Origin of the sequence: Thalassospira lucentensis MCCC 1A00383 = DSM 14000 (assembly GCF_000421265.1) — a bacterium.
Lineage (GTDB): Bacteria > Pseudomonadota > Alphaproteobacteria > Rhodospirillales > Thalassospiraceae > Thalassospira > Thalassospira lucentensis.
In genome coordinates this window covers 67,800-83,049 of sequence record NZ_ATWN01000001.1, presented here as the reverse complement: position 1 = coordinate 83,049, position 15,250 = coordinate 67,800, and the positions used below count along the sequence as shown (strand labels likewise).

Sequence of the window (15,250 nt, the reverse complement as noted above, 5' to 3'; positions counted from 1 at the left end):
ACCAATGGCAAACTCGATCTATCTAGACCACAATGCCTCAACGCCAATTGACCCAGCCGTTCTAGAAACAGTAATTCGCATAAGCCGGGACGCCTATGCCAACCCATCAAGTATAGAACACAATCAAGGTGCCGCCGCGGGTAAAGTTGTTGAGGCTGCACGATCTCAAATTGCAGAGTTCGTTAACTGTAGAGCGTCGGAAATCCTCTTCACGAGTGGATCCACAGAAGCAAACAACTTGGCAATTCTTGGATCATATCCAGAGCTTAAGAAAACTGGTCGAACCCATTGCATCACATCGTTGATCGAACACCCATCGATTTTGGCTTGCTTCGACCATCTCGAAGAGAAAGGTGCCCGGGTTACCCGGCTGGGAGTGGATGAAAACGGGCAGATTTTGTTAGATGAGCTCTCTGATGTGTTATGCAGTCAAACTGGTCTTGTCTCTATCATGGCCGCGAATAATGAAACGGGGGTTTTACAGCCGATTTCTGAAGCTGCACACCTAGCAGAGGCTGCCGGGGCGTTATTCCACACAGACTATTCACAGGCTACCGCTTATATGCCTTTAGATCTAAACGGAACTCCAATCCATATGGCCAGTTTTTCTGGCCACAAAGCTTATGGTCCCAAAGGTGTTGGAGCACTCTATCGCTCCATCCGGAAACCCAGGGTCAATCTTCACCCAGTTCTGTTCGGTGGAGGGCAAGAGAAAGGACTTCGAGCTGGAACGTTGAACACTCCCGGTATCGCGGGACTCGGTCACGCTTTTGCACTGATTGGCGAAAAGTGGAACGACGACGCGCGAAGGATTGGTGCCCTCAGGGATCGACTACAGGAAGAATTACAAGATAAGATCTCGCTCCAGATCAACGGTTCGGATGTACCTAGATTACCAAATACACTATCGCTAAGCATCGACAATGTCGTCCCACAGGCCTTAATGCAGAAGCTCAGGAACGACCTTTGTTTTTCAGCATCCAGTGCGTGCGCGACTGAGCATGTGGCAACATCTCACGTCCTTCAAGCAATGTTTGGAAAGACCCCCCGAGCACGAAATGCTTTCCGCTTGGGACTGGGGCGCCAGACGAAAGAGCAAGACATTGCCAAAATTGTCGATCTCTTCGTATGTGCGACGTCAGAATTACTACTTCTGCGGTCTATCTAACGCAAAAGTTAACTCCAAGACACCTATATTTGATCTATATATTTTTGATCTGCAAAAAGGGTCAATGGGATATCGTCCCCCCAGGCACCATCAGTTTCTATAGAGTTTTCTTTCTGGAGACCGTAAATAATCTCCTCGACATAGTCACCATCATTGGGCCAGATCATAATGTGCCTGTCTTCCAACCTAACAATGACCGCCTGCAGCAAAAAAAGGATCAGACGAATTTGGGTATGAAACAGTTCAGTTTGTAAGTTAGGTGCTCCATATTCTGAATTTTCCTGACAGTCGAAAGAGATTGTCTCCGCAATTTTGCCATGCAGAATACCGTTCCTAAATTGGCGAAGGTACTCTGTTGCAACGCAAAGGTAATTGCCCGACGCAATAGCCTCTCGGTAAGCAACATGTTCGGTATCAATGTAACAAGCTACAAGTCGGTGTGCGTCAAAAAGTGCTTCTCTCAATCCAAAGAACGGACGATAGCTACCCTTGGCCAATTGATGACGTATTGCTTGTATAGTTGCATTTACCATACCCGTCGAAAGCAAATTTCCCGCCATTTCAAGAGCGTTCCATGCCCCTTGAAAAACCAGTTTCCCTGCGACAAACCGCTCCTTGGCTCCAGACTTCATGTCATGATATTCTGAAGCTGGACGACACATGAGACTTTCTCCATGCACATCGGTATCTAGCGCGATACTCTGCAGCGCTACAACGGTATGAAGGTTGTCGTATACACCACCCCATACTGAATGTTCTCCGTTAGTGGCGAGGCTGCCAACCACTCTAAGTACACGCAGAGCGTGAATTCTAAGTGACACCAAAAAGATCTCACCGGAAATATGGGTTCTGGCAGACCACAGTTCGTCAAACGGCTCTTGCTGCGCCTGCAACTGATCGTTTAAAGAATCGATTTCACTTTGCAAGACGTGTTCCAACATCATAGATATATCTGAACTCCTCAACAGGCAGCACATTACACCTATCTTCAGTCACCGAGTCGTGTTGATCATTTCGCATTAGACATGGTCACAATGCGCCGTAAGTTAATATTTTCAAAGCCAAGATGTTACTGCTAAGCTCTTATTGATGATGAAAAATCTTTGAGCCTTCATCTTTGCACTCGAATAAAGCAGCTATTATCCATGTCACTTAGCCAGCTACCAATATTGCCGTCGCTCAACACATCAACCAATAGGATGATTTCTGAGTTCTATGGCCCTGCTTTAGCTTTGGCCAATCGGTACGACCGAGGTGTTGGTTATTTTACATCAAACTGGCTTCGTTTAGCCTCTTCCGGATTGGCCGTTTTCGCCGGAAATGCGGGGCGTGCAAGGTTTGTCGTAAGCCCGCATATGGGTTCGGAAGATTGGGCAGCACTGAATCAGGGAGATCAGGCAAAAACGGACAGCTTACTTTACGAGAGTTTGAAAAGTGCCGTAGAGAACCTACCGTTCGCCCTAGAAACTCAAACGCTCACAGCTTTAGCTTGGATGATAGCGGATCAGCTACTGGACATACGCATCGCAATTCCTAGAGGCGATCTTGACGGAGATTTTCACGACAAATTTGGCATTTTTCTCGATAACCATGGAAACAATGTCGCTTTTCACGGGTCTCAAAACGATAGTGCGAGTGCTTTCCGCAATTATGAATCCATTAGTGTATTTTACTCGTGGGTTGACGAACGTGAAGCACAGCGGGTCTCTGAGCACAAGTATCGCTTTCAACGCCTTTGGGACAATCAAGACCCAAATGTTCGCGTACTCCCTTTGCCGGACGCAATCCGAAGAAACTTGGTTCAGTTCACGAACAATCAAGGCAGGCCCTACAAAGCGCCACCAGGCAAGCCCCCAACTCTATCCCAAGACAAATGGGCCCATCAAACTGAAGCCGTTAACTCCTTTCTTGAAGCAAGGCATGGCGTGTTGGAAATGGCTACCGGCACAGGCAAAACCAGAACTGCCTTCAAGATTCTTGACGAGCTGTTAGAACGCGCACAAATCAACGCCGTAGTAATCACAATGTCCGGGACTGATTTACTGAATCAGTGGCACAAATCTGCCATCGGAAATTCAGATCTTGCAGTATTTCGCCACTTCGGCAAGTGGAAGGAAGCTTCTGCTTATATGACTTGCCGACTACCTAAAATACTTTTGATCGCCCGGCAGCAACTCAAGAACATTATCCCTTACCTTCACGACAAGGATGTCGATAAGTCTTTACTTATTTGCGACGAAGTTCACGGGATGGGGTCGCCGTCCATGGTTCGGAATCTGTCTGGGCAGCTTAGCAGATTCCGTTATAGGCTGGGCTTAAGTGCAACTCCGGAACGTGAGTACGATCAGGAAGGAAATGCCTTCATTACTGAGGAAATTGGTCCAGTCGTTTTCGAGTTTGGGCTGGAAGACGCCATAAAGAGGGGCATCCTCTGTGACTTTGAATACACAGCACTCAGCTACACCTTGTCTGACGATGACAAAGTGCAAATCCGTGACCTGATCAAGCGGCATCATGCGAAGCAAGCTGCGGGTGAGTTAGATAGCGATGAAGCCCTTTACAGAGATATTGCGCGCGTTCGCAAAATAACAAGAGAAAAAATCCCTTCTTTTGAGAACTTCCTTGCTGACAAACCACATCTTTTCAGGAGGTGCCTCATCTTTGTCGAAACTGCGGAGTTCGGTAAAGATGTACAGGAATTGCTGATGAAGGCTAAAATCCCATACCACACGTATTTTCAAACGGACGAGAGCGAGAACCTCAGACGATTTGCAGAGGGACGACTAGAGTGTCTTATAAGTTGCCATCGACTGTCGGAGGGTATCGACATTCAATCTGTCCAGAACATCGTGCTCTTCTCCTCCTCGAGGGCAAAGCTCGAAACCATCCAAAGATTAGGGCGCTGCTTGAGAACGGATCCGGGGAACCCAACTAAACGCGCGCATGTACTGGATTTCGTAGACTTTTCTGAACAAGAAAACGAAAGTACTGAAAACGCCTCAGCAGATATTGACCGCTATAAGTGGTTTACGCAGTTGTCGGCGGTTGCGCCATGCGATGGAGAGCACAATGGGCCAACAAAGTGAAGTAGACCACGACATTGTGGATGCTATAACAGACGCACTGACAAAAGCGGGACTGCAAGACACCCCTTATGGGAAGAAACTCGAACGGCGGTTAATCAACAAACTGATTGGCCAGTTTGAGGAATCTGATCTTTTTGATCTCATCGAGGACCTTCCTCTATCGAATAAAGGTAGGTCAGAATGAGGGTAAAGATAACTGGGTGGCGTGCCAAGAACCTAAGGGGTTACCTTAGAGATATTGATATTGATCTTTCAGCGCATCCAAAGCGCTGGACTTTATTCCAAATGCCTAATGGTACAGGAAAAACCACAACAATGCGTCTCTTTCGCGACGCACTGACGGGAACACACTTATCTACAGAAGAAATTAACAGCCTAAAGGCTGATGATTCTGTTGAGAATGGGTTCTTTGAACTTTCGTTGACAATTGATGATGAACCATGGCGCGTCGAGATGAATTTCGACTTCCGCTTCGGAAGGTGTGAGTACACTACGACGTCAGTGGGCGCACGCTCTGGGGGTAACAGGACGGGACGATTGCCGACAACCCTGAGAGACAGTCTTCAAAAGGGTATAACTGAACTGTTCGTGTTCGACGGAGAGCTTGCTGCGGAAATTATTGAGCATGGGGCAGATCGAGCCGACAACTCCATCAGAGCACTTTATAAACTCGACAGCTTTGGAGATCTGTATCGGGATATTGACGCCCAAGCGAAGAAGCGCCGAAGCAATGCGGCATCTATCTCAGCGGCGACGACAAAGAAAGCAATCGACAGGTTCACGAAGGACCTTGAAGAAGCGGAAATCATGCTCGCACATTTGCAGCGTGAAGAGCGCAAATTGCTCAACCGTAAGTCGGAGGCAGAAACGCAACTTTCCGAACTTGATAAAAAGATTGGAGAGCTGTCGAGCCAACAAGAGCAGTACTCAGACGAACTTGCTGAGGTGAAAGCGCAGATCATTCAAGATAAAGTTGCGATTTCTGAGCTGACAACACGATCCACGGAGCTGTTTCGCTCCCCACCACTTTTCCATGCATCCGTCCGAGATCGTTTAAACTCGCTTGGTGGCACGATGCAAAAACTAAAACTACCGCGCACCATGTCGGAGGAGTTCTTTCTTCAGTTAGCAGAGGAAGACGAGTGCATATGTGGTCACAAAATTGGACCGGAAGAAAAAAATGCAATCATCGCAAATGCTAAGGAATTTCTTGGGCACGATCAGATTGCCGTGATCAATCAAATGAAACTGGCTCTAAGGGACTCCGGTCAACGTGGAGAGACACTAGGAAGTACCTTAGAACAGCTTCGAGCGGCTCGTGATGGATTGCAACTTGCTGAGCAACGCCGACTTCGCATCGAAGATGAACTTGAGGAAGCTGGCTTTACTGAAATTGGCGAGTTCAAGCAGCAGAAGACCAAAATCACCTTCCTCTTGGAAGGAATCCTCGAATCCTTAGACAAGCTTACAAGCAATCACCTGCAAATTAGCGATATTGCCTGGAAAACAAACATTCCCGCATGCCGCAATGAAGTTAAAGATAGAAGTAGGAAACGTGATACCGCTGCCGGAACATACGAATTCATTCAAAAGACTGAAGCTCTCAAGACTTTAGTCCGAAACGTAGAATTAGGTGCGATTACACGACTTAGAAAGCGGATCAAACTCTCCACAAACCACCACCTTGAAAACATCTTAGCGAACGAGCCGCTTAGAGTGGCATCGATCGATGGAAGCTTGCGATTGACCACAGACAAGGTCGAGTTGAAATCTTCTGTCAGTGAAGGCCAGAAACTAGCGGTTTCTTATGCTTTCCTTACGGCTTTGCTTGCCGAAGCACCTCACAAGTTTCCTTTTGTGGTAGATTCCCCTGCAGTCTCTCTAGATGTTCAAATACGTAGAACAATAGGGCAACTTATCCCTCCTCTCTTCGATCAGATGATCATTTTTGTTATCTCGAGTGAACGGGAGGGGTTTGCGGATACTTTTTTCGATCGCAGTGAAGACGACGTTGAGTTTGTCACCATATCGGTCGACCCGGTAGTTGGACGTCCAAAGTTGCTGAATGGCAAGGAAGAGTTCATGAGTTTTCACTCCAAACGTGAAGGATCATTATGAGTTTCATTCTTCACAAGAGTGCACGTGAATATTTTGGATATCGCGACCAGAGAATGTTTCAGAGCTCTCCCAGAGAGCAAGATAGAAGCCGTGATTTACTTCTCTTTGATGCCTACTATGCCTGCTTATTAGTTGGTACATGCCTGTCTGGATTAGGACGCGAGAGTGACCTAGAGAGCACGAATTTCATTGAAGGTTATCCGGAGCCCTTCAAAAGCAGCAAAGAGTTCATCGCGGGTCTAATCGTAGAAGCAGAGCTTAGACGATTAGACACAGAAGAATACTCAGACAGAGATTTTGAGCGAGAGATCGCAAAACTGCTGGATGTCAATTCCCCAACTCGACTGAGCGAAGGGAACGGTATGACCAAAGCAAATCTCTATGCTGCGGGTGGTTTCGAGTTCATTGCCGAAAACCTCCAGCCAAAACCTGTGACGGCGCAAGAATTCTTGCTCAGATTCCACGACCTTTGGGAACGAGAGGTATCCAGGAAATGACGAGGGGAGAGAATCAGTCCTTACAAGCAGCACTAAGTTTCCGGCCTTCACAAACCACTATTTCGGCTTTGTTTGGAGGATTTGGAACACTTTCGGTTCCGGATTTTCAAAGAGACTATGCATGGGACGACGCCGCAGTTTCTGTGTTCATCGACGACGTGGAACGTTGCCGCCGCAGACGGCAGGCCTCCACCCCACTACCTCATTTTTTCGGAGCCGTCGTAACAAGTCCTGGTGAGGTCTCCGGCACATCACGACCACACCTGATCATTATTGATGGTCAGCAAAGGTTAGCAACAGTTTTTATGCTCATTACGACCCTAAGGAGACAATATCAACGTGCGGAAACAACGGCGCGAGGTTCCGGAGACGCTGAAGAACTTGCTGTTTATTTTGGAGCACGAGCAGAAAATCTGACACATGCCTTTGAATGTGCACAAGACATTGAATTCAAATCTCAAAAATCAGTACGTAAACTCATACTGAACAAAGCAGACGATCCCTTCTTTGCACGTTTATTGGCGCAGGAGGACAGAACCCCTACCCGAGCTTCACACAAACGCCTTGAAAAGGCCAACTCAGCAATTGAATCCTATCTCAATGAGCTGCAGAGCCGAGCAGAAAACCAGGAAGACATACGGAGGATATTGGATAGCCTTTATGTTGTTTTCCTTAAGGATTGGCTAATCGTACAACTTGCAGCTGGTACGGACCGAGAAGCAAATCGTATCTACCGTGTTCTCAACAGCCGTGGCGTCCCTGTGACAAACACTGACCTTCTTCGAGCATCAACTCTCGAACTTGCGGCCAAGAAGCTTGAAAACAACGACATCGATGCGATGGCGCAAGATTGGGACGTGATCCTTGCAGCAACCCAACTTGGCCCTGATGACGCTCTGGATGCTGCATTTTACTCCCGCACAGGCATCGCACGGCAGAAAAATGCCCCCATTGATCAGCTCGAGGAAGAACTGTTTCCTCTTTTACAATCAGACGAGAAGCCAACCACGGAAGAAGCCCAAGAGGTTTTCCGTACGGTTGGTCAACTCAGGAGAGATGTGGAGCAACTATCGACCATAGCTAGTGGACAGATCTGCCAACCGGCACATGATAGGTTTACACCTGTGTTTCGGTCTCGTTTCGATGCTCTTACGGCAGTTTTAAATCAGAGCTACTGCATCCCTTTTTTGCATGCTGCTGCCTGCCTGGAGCCACGCGCCTACGTGAGTGTTTGTGACTTAGTTGAACGATTTTCTTTTCGTTATGGCGTTGTTATTAGAGCTCCAATTCATGCCTTAGAACCAGTTTTCGAAGCTCATATTCGAACGCTTAGAGCAAATCCACGTGATTTCCGCATAAGTGACTTGAAAGGTGACCTAACCACATTGATATCTGCATACGCAGGAAACGACCTTTTTAAAGAGCGTCTCCTCAATTTGGAATATGGTAGAGACACTCGAAAACCACTTCGGTATGCATTAGTTATGATAGAGCATATGAGCAGGTGGTATGGTGAAAACCCACAAGGAACACCAACTTGCCGAGACGTTACGCGGGTTATAGACTTCCGAAGCATAACGCTAGAACACATAGAGGCATCAAACTCGGTGAACCTAGACCCACAACTGACGCCGTATATCAACTCGCTTGGAAACCTTACAGTTATGAGCCAAGCTGAAAATGATGCTGTTGCCAATAAATCCTTTGAACAAAAAAAGAAAGTTTTCTCCAAATCGGACTTAGCAATCAACCGTGCAATTGCAGAGTACGACACTTGGAACCTTGAGAGCTTCAAAACTCGCCAACAGGATCTTCTAGATCAATGCATGGCCATTTTCTCAATTTAGAGAGCAAGAGATCGATGTCTTTTAAGTAGCGATAAAACCATGTTGGTTAAAAAATTGAGTTCTGGGCAATTTCAGGAAATTAAGGTTTGTAAGCATTTACTCAATTCAGCATGCTTCATCGGGTTCTCATCCTTAAGGCGTCGCAGATTAAGAAGCTTCCATTGGACAGCCGGAAGCTGTTCTGCTGCTGGCAAACCTATCAGGTTAAAATCCGGCTCTCCATCATGCAGCGACAACAGGAAGCGGGCGAAATCCCCTGTGAGGGTATTTCGGATATCGGCAATTAACCGTGATCGCACGTTTTCCAGATCAACGGGATTGACCTCGTCTCGCGTCATCCCCGCAAATTCCTGATCATGCTGTTCCTCAATCGGAACAAGTGCCGGTGCCAATAACTCATGCGGCGGCCGTCCCGATGTGCTGATATAGACTAGGAAAACCCTCAGTAGACCTTCGGTCAGCCCTTCATTTTCATATAGCAGCTTGACGTCAAACAGGTCCCGCGGATGCTGCCGATCAAGGGCGGCATGCAATTTTCCGGCATATAGATCCTCAAATGAGAGGACATGCATCTCGGCAAACCCGAAGGTTTCTTCCACAGCATCCGATACCTTGTGCAAAACGGGTGGCAGAACAGTGCCGCGCATGACCGGAGACGTCTCAATCTTCACATTGGTTGTTCCTCGCGTAGCCATGATCCGGGTTTCCAGATTTCCACCACCAGCGATCCGCTGAAACCGTACATCCCTGTTATCTCGGCTTGCCGCTACAATGATCCGGTCCAGTGCCTGATCAATATTTGCAAGCGACGCCGCCCGATCTTCAATCGGCAAATAGGTGAGGTCGATATCAACAGACAGACGGGGTAAATCTCGGTAGAAAAGATTGATCGCCGAACCGCCTTTCAGCGCGAAGACTTCCTCTCGCGCAATCACCGGCAGAAGGCGCATCAGCAGCCGGACCTGTTCGACATAGCGCTCACGCATTATGGCTCCCCTCCCCCTGCTCCGAGGGCATGAATGCTTCGGGGACTGAGATCCGGTAGATCGGATGTATTTTTCCATCCTTGATCAAGGCGCGCGGCCCCGATCCCAAATCGATCTCAGATTTGTCGAGATATTTCAGCCAGGCGTGGGAATGACGATCAGCAAAAACGAAAAACAGCCGTTTGACCTTGATACTCTGACAAGTGCGCAAGAGCTTCATGAGATGCTTCGGTCGCAAATTGGCAAGCCCCTGGAAGATCATGTCGAGATTGTCAAAACCCGCATGCGATGGCAATTCATCAAGTGCTTCAAGGATCGCCCGTTCTGGTGAGGATACCTTGAGCGGCCAATGCCACGGACTAATGGTTGGACCAGTATTGCCGCTCATATTCTCGAGCGGACGTTCCACGTTCTCGATACCAGCCGGATCATCCGCAAACAGGTTGGTCGAGCGAACAATAAACTCTGTTTCTCCCGGCAATCGGGCAAGCCAGGACGGCACCTCGCCATAGAGATAGATACGCTCTTTATGGCCCAGTGAGAGATAATGAGAGAAACCGTGGAAGGTCAGTGCACTCAATCCTCCCAGATGGACCTCATGTTCCATGATCGACTGGATCGACAGCAAAACAAGCTGCCAATCGGGAGCGGGATTTTGGTTCAAACGGGGTGAATGATCCGTGCGTGACAATGGCCGACGGTAAACACCTCGAACCACCCGCTCCAGCCAACCGCGCTCGGCATAGTTATGGATCGATTTGGGATCGACGCCAAACCGCTTCAGCCATGCCGCATCAACCAGGAAGCCGGGTGGCACCCGCTCCAGCATCGGTTTCAACCTTGGAGTTCTTTGATGGCTCATAACCATCAAAATCGCATTTTTTGAAAACATCATCAATTGAATTTTTAATTTCCCAGTTTTTGATGGCTTTTAACCATCAAAAACAGTATTTAGTAAAATATCCCGAGAGCAGTACCCCTATACGTCGAGATGTTACAAATCCTCGGCATCCATTCACAAATGCCGAGCTTTTGTAACACCGCCCCCGGCATCATATGAGACTGACACCTGACCCACATCACTCACGACGATTTGCTTTGCCGCCCCTCCTGCACGGTACCAGTCATCCCCTCCTTCCGTGCCCGCACAAAGGCACGGTCATTCTCAAGAAACGCTTCCAGCATGAACGGAATCAGTTCAGCAACCGCCTCGCTCTCGCCATAGGTCTCGCGATAGAGCGTCGCATAATCCCGAAGCTTCCGGTTCAGATCGGCATTAACAGTCACCGTCAGTCTGACAGGTTTGCGATCGGGCAGTTTGGCAAGCTTCATCATCTTTGCTCTCCATCATAGGGTTTAAGCACAAGGTCGCGCTGAACGATCACCCGGACCGGCCAGCCGGGACGGATCTTGATGGTCGGCTGGATATTGAGGTTCTTCTCGGTGATCTGTCGTCCGGCCCGGTCGACATTCTGCTGTGTGCTTTCGCGAATGGCGCGCACCAGATCGCTCTCGTCGCTGCCAAGCGTCAGTTCGGTCCCGACCCCGAGCAGGGTCGCCAGCGATATGCCCTTGAGCAACTGCCATGTATGGTAATCGACCTCATCCTCGAGCCCGGCATAGCCGCTGGCATCAGAGGCCGGCATGTTATCAAGCCGGATCGACGTTCCATCGGGCATCAGGATGCGCTGCCAGACCACCAGCGCGCGCGACTGGCCGAAAGCAACCACACTGTCATAGGTGCCGATCAGTCTGGCCCCCTGCGGGATCAGCACGGTCATGCCGGTGACAGTGTCATACACATTGGTATCCACCTGGGCGATGATCAAGCCGGGAAGATCGGAATTGATCCCGGTAACCAAGCTGGCCGGAATGATGCTGCCCGCCATCACCTGCCAGGGCGAGACCGGCGTTTCCAACGGATGCGGATTGTAAATCCCGCCATCGTCATATTTACGCATGAAATCGAGCTTGCGCTGCTGCTCGTCCGGAACCGCATTCGGATCGGTACTGGCTGCAATTGAGGCAACATCCCCATTTATCATTGCTCGATTTTCGGAAGCCTGAGTGTTTGAACGCTCGGACGACACCGTATTGGCCAGCGAGAAGAATACACCGGACTCCCGTGCGTCAATCGCCTGTTGGGCCTGCCGCTGTTCGGCCAGCGAAAGTTCGCCGGACGTGATGTCCATTCCTTGTGCCCGCTGGGCTGCGACAATCGGACGTCCCAGATCGCCCGGCAAAGGCGGCCCAAGCTTTGGCACATCCTGCTTTATCTCGGAATAATCCTTGGGCAGGTTTTCCAACTGATCGGGTCTCGCCTGCTGCCCGGCATGATAGAGCTCGTCATTATCGGTGTCGTTTTTCAGGGACGGCGTTTGCAAGGCCATCATCGCGATCCCGAGAAGGGCTCCCGATCCCAGCGCGGTAACCCCAATCACAATGCTGCGCCGGAAGCGAACAATCCGGGCATCGGGCCGGCCGCGCAGCTCAAAACTCTCCTCCGATCTATCCGTCATCGCGGACTCCTCCACCTGACGCCTCAAGATGCGTGATCCGCACCACCTGTTGCGGGTCGGTTCCCATACGCAGTTCAGCCGCCCGGAACAGCTGATCGACGATGTAATAGGTGCCGCGCTTGCGGTAATTGACCAGTTGGGTGTCGCCATTGGCCCCGATCACGAACAGTGGCGGCACCTCGCCCCAATCAATATGCTCGGGGAATTCGATATAGACCTTGCGTCCATCATCAAACGCTCGGATCGGCCGCCAGGGCGGATTGTCTCCTTCGATCTCGTAGCTAAAACTGATCTTCTCAAGCACCAGATTGCGATCGACCGGTTGTGCCGCAAGGGCCTCGGCATTGTTTCGGCGCAACATCACCAGACGGTCCTGCGGATAGCTCCAGGAAATCGCTGCCATGGCTGTTTCTGCGGTGCTGAGCATTTGCAGATGATAGGTTCTCCTATCGGTGGCGATCATGAGATTGGTTTTGAGCGCCTGTGCGAAGGGTTTGATCAGGATATGAACCTGTTGTTTGTCGCCCGATCCGCTGGTGGTATCGCCAATCACCCAGCGCACCGTATCCCCGGCCGATACGGCGCGGAGCTGTTCACCGGGCTGTAGGGCAATATCGGTCACATGCCCCGGCGCGCCATAGAGGCGATAAAGCGCGCCTTCACTGTAGGGATAGACCTGCACCGCATTGACATATCCGTGTTTTGTCGGCTCCAGAAGCGCTGCCTTATTCGCCGTCTCGACCCTCTCTTCGGGCGAAAGCTTGTCTGCCGGTGATCTGTCTGGCAGCGGCATCAGTTGCCCCGGCAGGGGCAAGGGTTTGGGGACTTCAACGATTTCGACCGGACGTGCGGGCTCCGCTTGAATGGTCGCCTCTTTGAAGCTGGCCCGATCATAGCTGATTGCAGGTGGCGGTGTCCCCGCCTTGCAGGCCGTGAGCACCATCATCGAACAGGTAAGCATCATCGCATCGGGTTTCATGTGAATTACTCCTGCGATCCGGGAGAGGATGTATCGAACTCGCGCGACCAGTCGATCGCCCGGACATAGAGCCCGAGCGGGTTCTTGCGCAGTTCTCTAGCATCGACCGGTGGTTTGGAAATCACGGTCAGGATGGCGGTCCAGCGCTCGGTGCCCATCAGCACGCCGCGCTCATAAATCCGCTCCTGCCATTTGATCTGAAAGGATTGATCAGACGCCCGCACCACACTTGAGACCTCGACCGACACACTCCGTTCGCCGATCCCGGCGAAGGGATCGTTACGATTGGCATAATCGTTGAGGAACTGTACGGCCTGACCGTTGACAAAATCATAGGCTGCCAGCCAGTTCTGCCGGACAAGCACCGGATCGGTCGAAACCGAGCGGACCAGTTTGATAAAGCGCGCCAGATACCAGGCGACTTGTGCATCGTTCGGCTGATAGTCCGGCGCGACCGGTGCGATTGCTCTCGCCTCGCCGAAACGATCGATCTCGACGATATAGGGCACCACCCGGCTTTGCAGGGATTGCCAGATCAATCCACCCGATAACGAACAAGCCAAAGCAAAACAGCCAAAAGCCATCAGCCGCCAGTTCCGGGCTTGAACGCGCGCCGATCCGATACGCCGATCCCAAACCTGTCCGGCTCTCTGATAGGGTGTTTCGGGTTCGGGCGTCGAACCATAACGCTGCAGGGATCTTTTAAACGGCATCTATTCCCCCTTTTCATCGAGAGACGGATTGGCGCCAGAACCGGGGCGATCACCATCGCGCACAGCCTGCGTGGTCGAGTGCCGATGGGCTCGCATGTTCTGCTCATGACGCAGACGTCGTGCCCAGTCAGGTGCCGTCGCCCTATTGCTGTTGGCTGCATGAAAGCTTGCCGATCCGGTAGGCACGCCACCGGTCGCGGTCCAGGCGGCAGCCCTGCCCTTCTCGGCTTCCAGCTTCAGGGTTTTGACAGCGCGATCCGACACGGAACGCGCGGTTTGGGAAGCCTTGCCACCGGCAGCACGGGCAACACCGCCCATACCGGCAGCGGTCCCGGCCAGACCGGAGGCCCCCGAGGCGGCACGTCCCACCTGAAAGGACGTTGTGACCCCAGCGCCAAGTGCAGTTGCCGCACGCAGGGCAACCAGACCGCCGCCGGCAACCGCCCCGACACCGCTCAGTGCGGCACCACCGACCAAAAGCGTCGCCCCGGCGGCTGCACCGGCCGTTCCAAGTGCAGCCCCGGCACCGAGTTGAGGTGCACCTGAGACCAGACCCGAGGCAATACCGGGCCCGAAGATACCCAGCCCCAAAAGCGCCAGAGCTCCGAGTACCATCGACATGGCTGCGGCCATGTCGGGTTCCTGTCCCTGAAGGGCATTGGTAAAACTTGTAAACAGGGTGGAACCGATCCCGACAATCACGGCGAGTACCATCACCTTCACACCTGATGAAATGACATTGCCAAGTACGCGTTCGGCCAGAAAGGCCGTCTTGTTCCACAGCGCGAACGGCACCAGCACGAAGCCGGCAAGCGCTGTCAGCTTGAACTCAAGCACCGTAATGAAGAGCTGGATTGAGAGAATGAAGAAGGCGATGATCACGAGAAACCAGGCCAACAACAGCACGAAGATGGTCAGGGCATTAACGAAGAGATCGGGAATGCCGACCAGGTTGCCGACCTGCGCGATCAGCGGCCATGCCGCCTCATAGCCGGTCGCGGCAATCTTGCCCGGTCGCAACAGATCGTCTGCGGTCAGGCTTCCTGGTACGGTTTGCAACCCCAGCCCGGCAAACGAGGCATAGATGATCCCGCTCAGGCTCTGGAAATTATTGAGGATCAGGGCGAAGGTCCCGACATAAAGCACCTTGCGGATCAGGCGGGCGAGAATATTGTCCTCGCCGCCCAGCGCCCAGAACAGACCGGCCAGCGTAATATCAATCCCGATCAGGATGGAGGTCAGAAACCCGACATCGCCCGATAGCAGTCCAAAGCCGCTATCGATATAGCGGCCAAACACCTCCATGAAGCGATCAATGATGCCGAGATCTTCCATAC

14 protein-coding genes are annotated in these 15,250 nt (G+C 51.2%); 6 read left to right on the top strand and 8 right to left on the bottom strand.

Features of this window, described 5'->3' with window-relative positions; all coding sequences use genetic code 11:
* Positions 1 to 4: 4 nt before the first annotated feature.
* The gene (locus K355_RS0100425; protein WP_022730135.1) at positions 5 to 1,168 is read left to right on the top strand and encodes a cysteine desulfurase family protein; all 1,164 of its coding nucleotides are present in this window, start codon (positions 5 to 7) and stop codon (positions 1,166 to 1,168) included.
* Positions 1,169 to 1,191: 23 nt separating this feature from the next.
* Here K355_RS0100425 and K355_RS0100420 read toward each other — a convergent pair whose 3' ends face one another.
* The gene (locus tag K355_RS0100420) at positions 1,192 to 2,112 is read right to left on the bottom strand and encodes a hypothetical protein (protein ID WP_022730134.1); all 921 of its coding nucleotides are present in this window, start codon (positions 2,110 to 2,112) and stop codon (positions 1,192 to 1,194) included.
* A 201-nt stretch (positions 2,113 to 2,313) separates the two neighbouring features.
* Here K355_RS0100420 and K355_RS0100415 point away from each other — a divergent pair, with 201 nt between their 5' ends.
* The 5 genes from K355_RS0100415 to K355_RS0100395 are packed head-to-tail and all read left to right on the top strand — an operon-like array spanning position 2,314 to position 8,716.
* Positions 2,314 to 4,254 carry a DEAD/DEAH box helicase family protein gene (locus tag K355_RS0100415; protein ID WP_028791181.1) on the top strand — a complete coding sequence of 647 codons (1,941 nt, stop codon included), beginning with the start codon at positions 2,314 to 2,316 and terminating at the stop codon, positions 4,252 to 4,254.
* On the top strand, positions 4,238 to 4,438 hold the full coding sequence (locus K355_RS0100410) for a hypothetical protein (protein WP_022730132.1): 201 nt from the start codon (positions 4,238 to 4,240) through the stop codon (positions 4,436 to 4,438). Before K355_RS0100415 ends, K355_RS0100410 begins: the two co-directional genes overlap by 17 nt.
* The gene (locus K355_RS0100405) at positions 4,435 to 6,372 is read left to right on the top strand and encodes an AAA family ATPase (RefSeq protein WP_022730131.1); all 1,938 of its coding nucleotides are present in this window, start codon (positions 4,435 to 4,437) and stop codon (positions 6,370 to 6,372) included. Before K355_RS0100410 ends, K355_RS0100405 begins: the two co-directional genes overlap by 4 nt.
* Complete coding sequence (locus tag K355_RS0100400) at positions 6,369 to 6,869, top strand: hypothetical protein (protein ID WP_022730130.1); 501 nt, start codon at positions 6,369 to 6,371, stop codon at positions 6,867 to 6,869. The genes K355_RS0100405 and K355_RS0100400 overlap by 4 nt, the downstream gene beginning before the upstream one ends.
* The gene (locus K355_RS0100395) at positions 6,866 to 8,716 is read left to right on the top strand and encodes a DUF262 domain-containing protein (RefSeq protein ID WP_022730129.1); all 1,851 of its coding nucleotides are present in this window, start codon (positions 6,866 to 6,868) and stop codon (positions 8,714 to 8,716) included. Before K355_RS0100400 ends, K355_RS0100395 begins: the two co-directional genes overlap by 4 nt.
* Before the next feature lie 71 nt (positions 8,717 to 8,787).
* Here the strand turns inward: K355_RS0100395 and K355_RS0100390 are convergent, their stop codons facing one another.
* The 7 genes from K355_RS0100390 to trbL form a co-directional block, all read right to left on the bottom strand.
* Positions 8,788 to 9,702, bottom strand: a complete 915-nt coding sequence (locus K355_RS0100390; RefSeq protein ID WP_022730128.1) for a nucleotidyl transferase AbiEii/AbiGii toxin family protein — start codon at positions 9,700 to 9,702, stop codon at positions 8,788 to 8,790.
* Complete coding sequence (locus tag K355_RS0100385; RefSeq protein ID WP_245562903.1) at positions 9,695 to 10,531, bottom strand: type IV toxin-antitoxin system AbiEi family antitoxin domain-containing protein; 837 nt, start codon at positions 10,529 to 10,531, stop codon at positions 9,695 to 9,697. The genes K355_RS0100390 and K355_RS0100385 overlap by 8 nt, the downstream gene beginning before the upstream one ends.
* A gap of 254 nt (positions 10,532 to 10,785) precedes the next feature.
* Complete coding sequence (locus K355_RS0100380) at positions 10,786 to 11,037, bottom strand: DUF2274 domain-containing protein (RefSeq protein WP_022730126.1); 252 nt, start codon at positions 11,035 to 11,037, stop codon at positions 10,786 to 10,788.
* Positions 11,034 to 12,221 carry a TraB/TrbI/VirB10 family type IV secretion system protein gene (locus tag K355_RS0100375; RefSeq protein WP_022730125.1) on the bottom strand — a complete coding sequence of 396 codons (1,188 nt, stop codon included), beginning with the start codon at positions 12,219 to 12,221 and terminating at the stop codon, positions 11,034 to 11,036. The genes K355_RS0100380 and K355_RS0100375 overlap by 4 nt, the downstream gene beginning before the upstream one ends.
* Entirely contained in the window at positions 12,211 to 13,200 is a 990-nt protein-coding gene (gene trbG / locus K355_RS0100370; protein WP_022730124.1) for a P-type conjugative transfer protein TrbG, read from the bottom strand. The genes K355_RS0100375 and trbG overlap by 11 nt, the downstream gene beginning before the upstream one ends.
* A 5-nt stretch (positions 13,201 to 13,205) precedes the next feature.
* A complete protein-coding gene (gene trbF, locus K355_RS0100365) occupies positions 13,206 to 13,913 on the bottom strand; it encodes a conjugal transfer protein TrbF (RefSeq protein ID WP_022730123.1) in 708 nt (235 codons plus the stop codon).
* The gene (trbL, locus tag K355_RS0100360; RefSeq protein ID WP_022730122.1) at positions 13,914 to 15,248 is read right to left on the bottom strand and encodes a P-type conjugative transfer protein TrbL; all 1,335 of its coding nucleotides are present in this window, start codon (positions 15,246 to 15,248) and stop codon (positions 13,914 to 13,916) included.
* Positions 15,249 to 15,250 lie beyond the last annotated feature (2 nt).

What these genes read in the sequence shown, in the direction of transcription:
- K355_RS0100380 (WP_022730126.1), bottom strand. Translation starts at nt 11,037, where the DNA reads ATGATGAAGCTTGCCAAACTGCCCGATCGCAAACCTGTCAGACTGACG.
- K355_RS0100395 (WP_022730129.1), top strand. Translation starts at nt 6,866, where the DNA reads ATGACGAGGGGAGAGAATCAGTCCTTACAAGCAGCACTAAGTTTCCGG.
- K355_RS0100420 (WP_022730134.1), bottom strand. Translation starts at nt 2,112, where the DNA reads ATGATGTTGGAACACGTCTTGCAAAGTGAAATCGATTCTTTAAACGAT.
- K355_RS0100415 (WP_028791181.1), top strand. Translation starts at nt 2,314, where the DNA reads ATGTCACTTAGCCAGCTACCAATATTGCCGTCGCTCAACACATCAACC.
- K355_RS0100425 (WP_022730135.1), top strand. Translation starts at nt 5, where the DNA reads ATGGCAAACTCGATCTATCTAGACCACAATGCCTCAACGCCAATTGAC.
- K355_RS0100410 (WP_022730132.1), top strand. Translation starts at nt 4,238, where the DNA reads ATGGGCCAACAAAGTGAAGTAGACCACGACATTGTGGATGCTATAACA.
- trbF (WP_022730123.1), bottom strand. Translation starts at nt 13,913, where the DNA reads ATGCCGTTTAAAAGATCCCTGCAGCGTTATGGTTCGACGCCCGAACCC.
- K355_RS0100390 (WP_022730128.1), bottom strand. Translation starts at nt 9,702, where the DNA reads ATGCGTGAGCGCTATGTCGAACAGGTCCGGCTGCTGATGCGCCTTCTG.
- K355_RS0100385 (WP_245562903.1), bottom strand. Translation starts at nt 10,531, where the DNA reads ATGCTGGAGCGGGTGCCACCCGGCTTCCTGGTTGATGCGGCATGGCTG.
- K355_RS0100400 (WP_022730130.1), top strand. Translation starts at nt 6,369, where the DNA reads ATGAGTTTCATTCTTCACAAGAGTGCACGTGAATATTTTGGATATCGC.
- K355_RS0100375 (WP_022730125.1), bottom strand. Translation starts at nt 12,221, where the DNA reads ATGACGGATAGATCGGAGGAGAGTTTTGAGCTGCGCGGCCGGCCCGAT.
- K355_RS0100405 (WP_022730131.1), top strand. Translation starts at nt 4,435, where the DNA reads ATGAGGGTAAAGATAACTGGGTGGCGTGCCAAGAACCTAAGGGGTTAC.
- trbL (WP_022730122.1), bottom strand. Translation starts at nt 15,248, where the DNA reads ATGGAAGATCTCGGCATCATTGATCGCTTCATGGAGGTGTTTGGCCGC.
- trbG (WP_022730124.1), bottom strand. Translation starts at nt 13,200, where the DNA reads ATGAAACCCGATGCGATGATGCTTACCTGTTCGATGATGGTGCTCACG.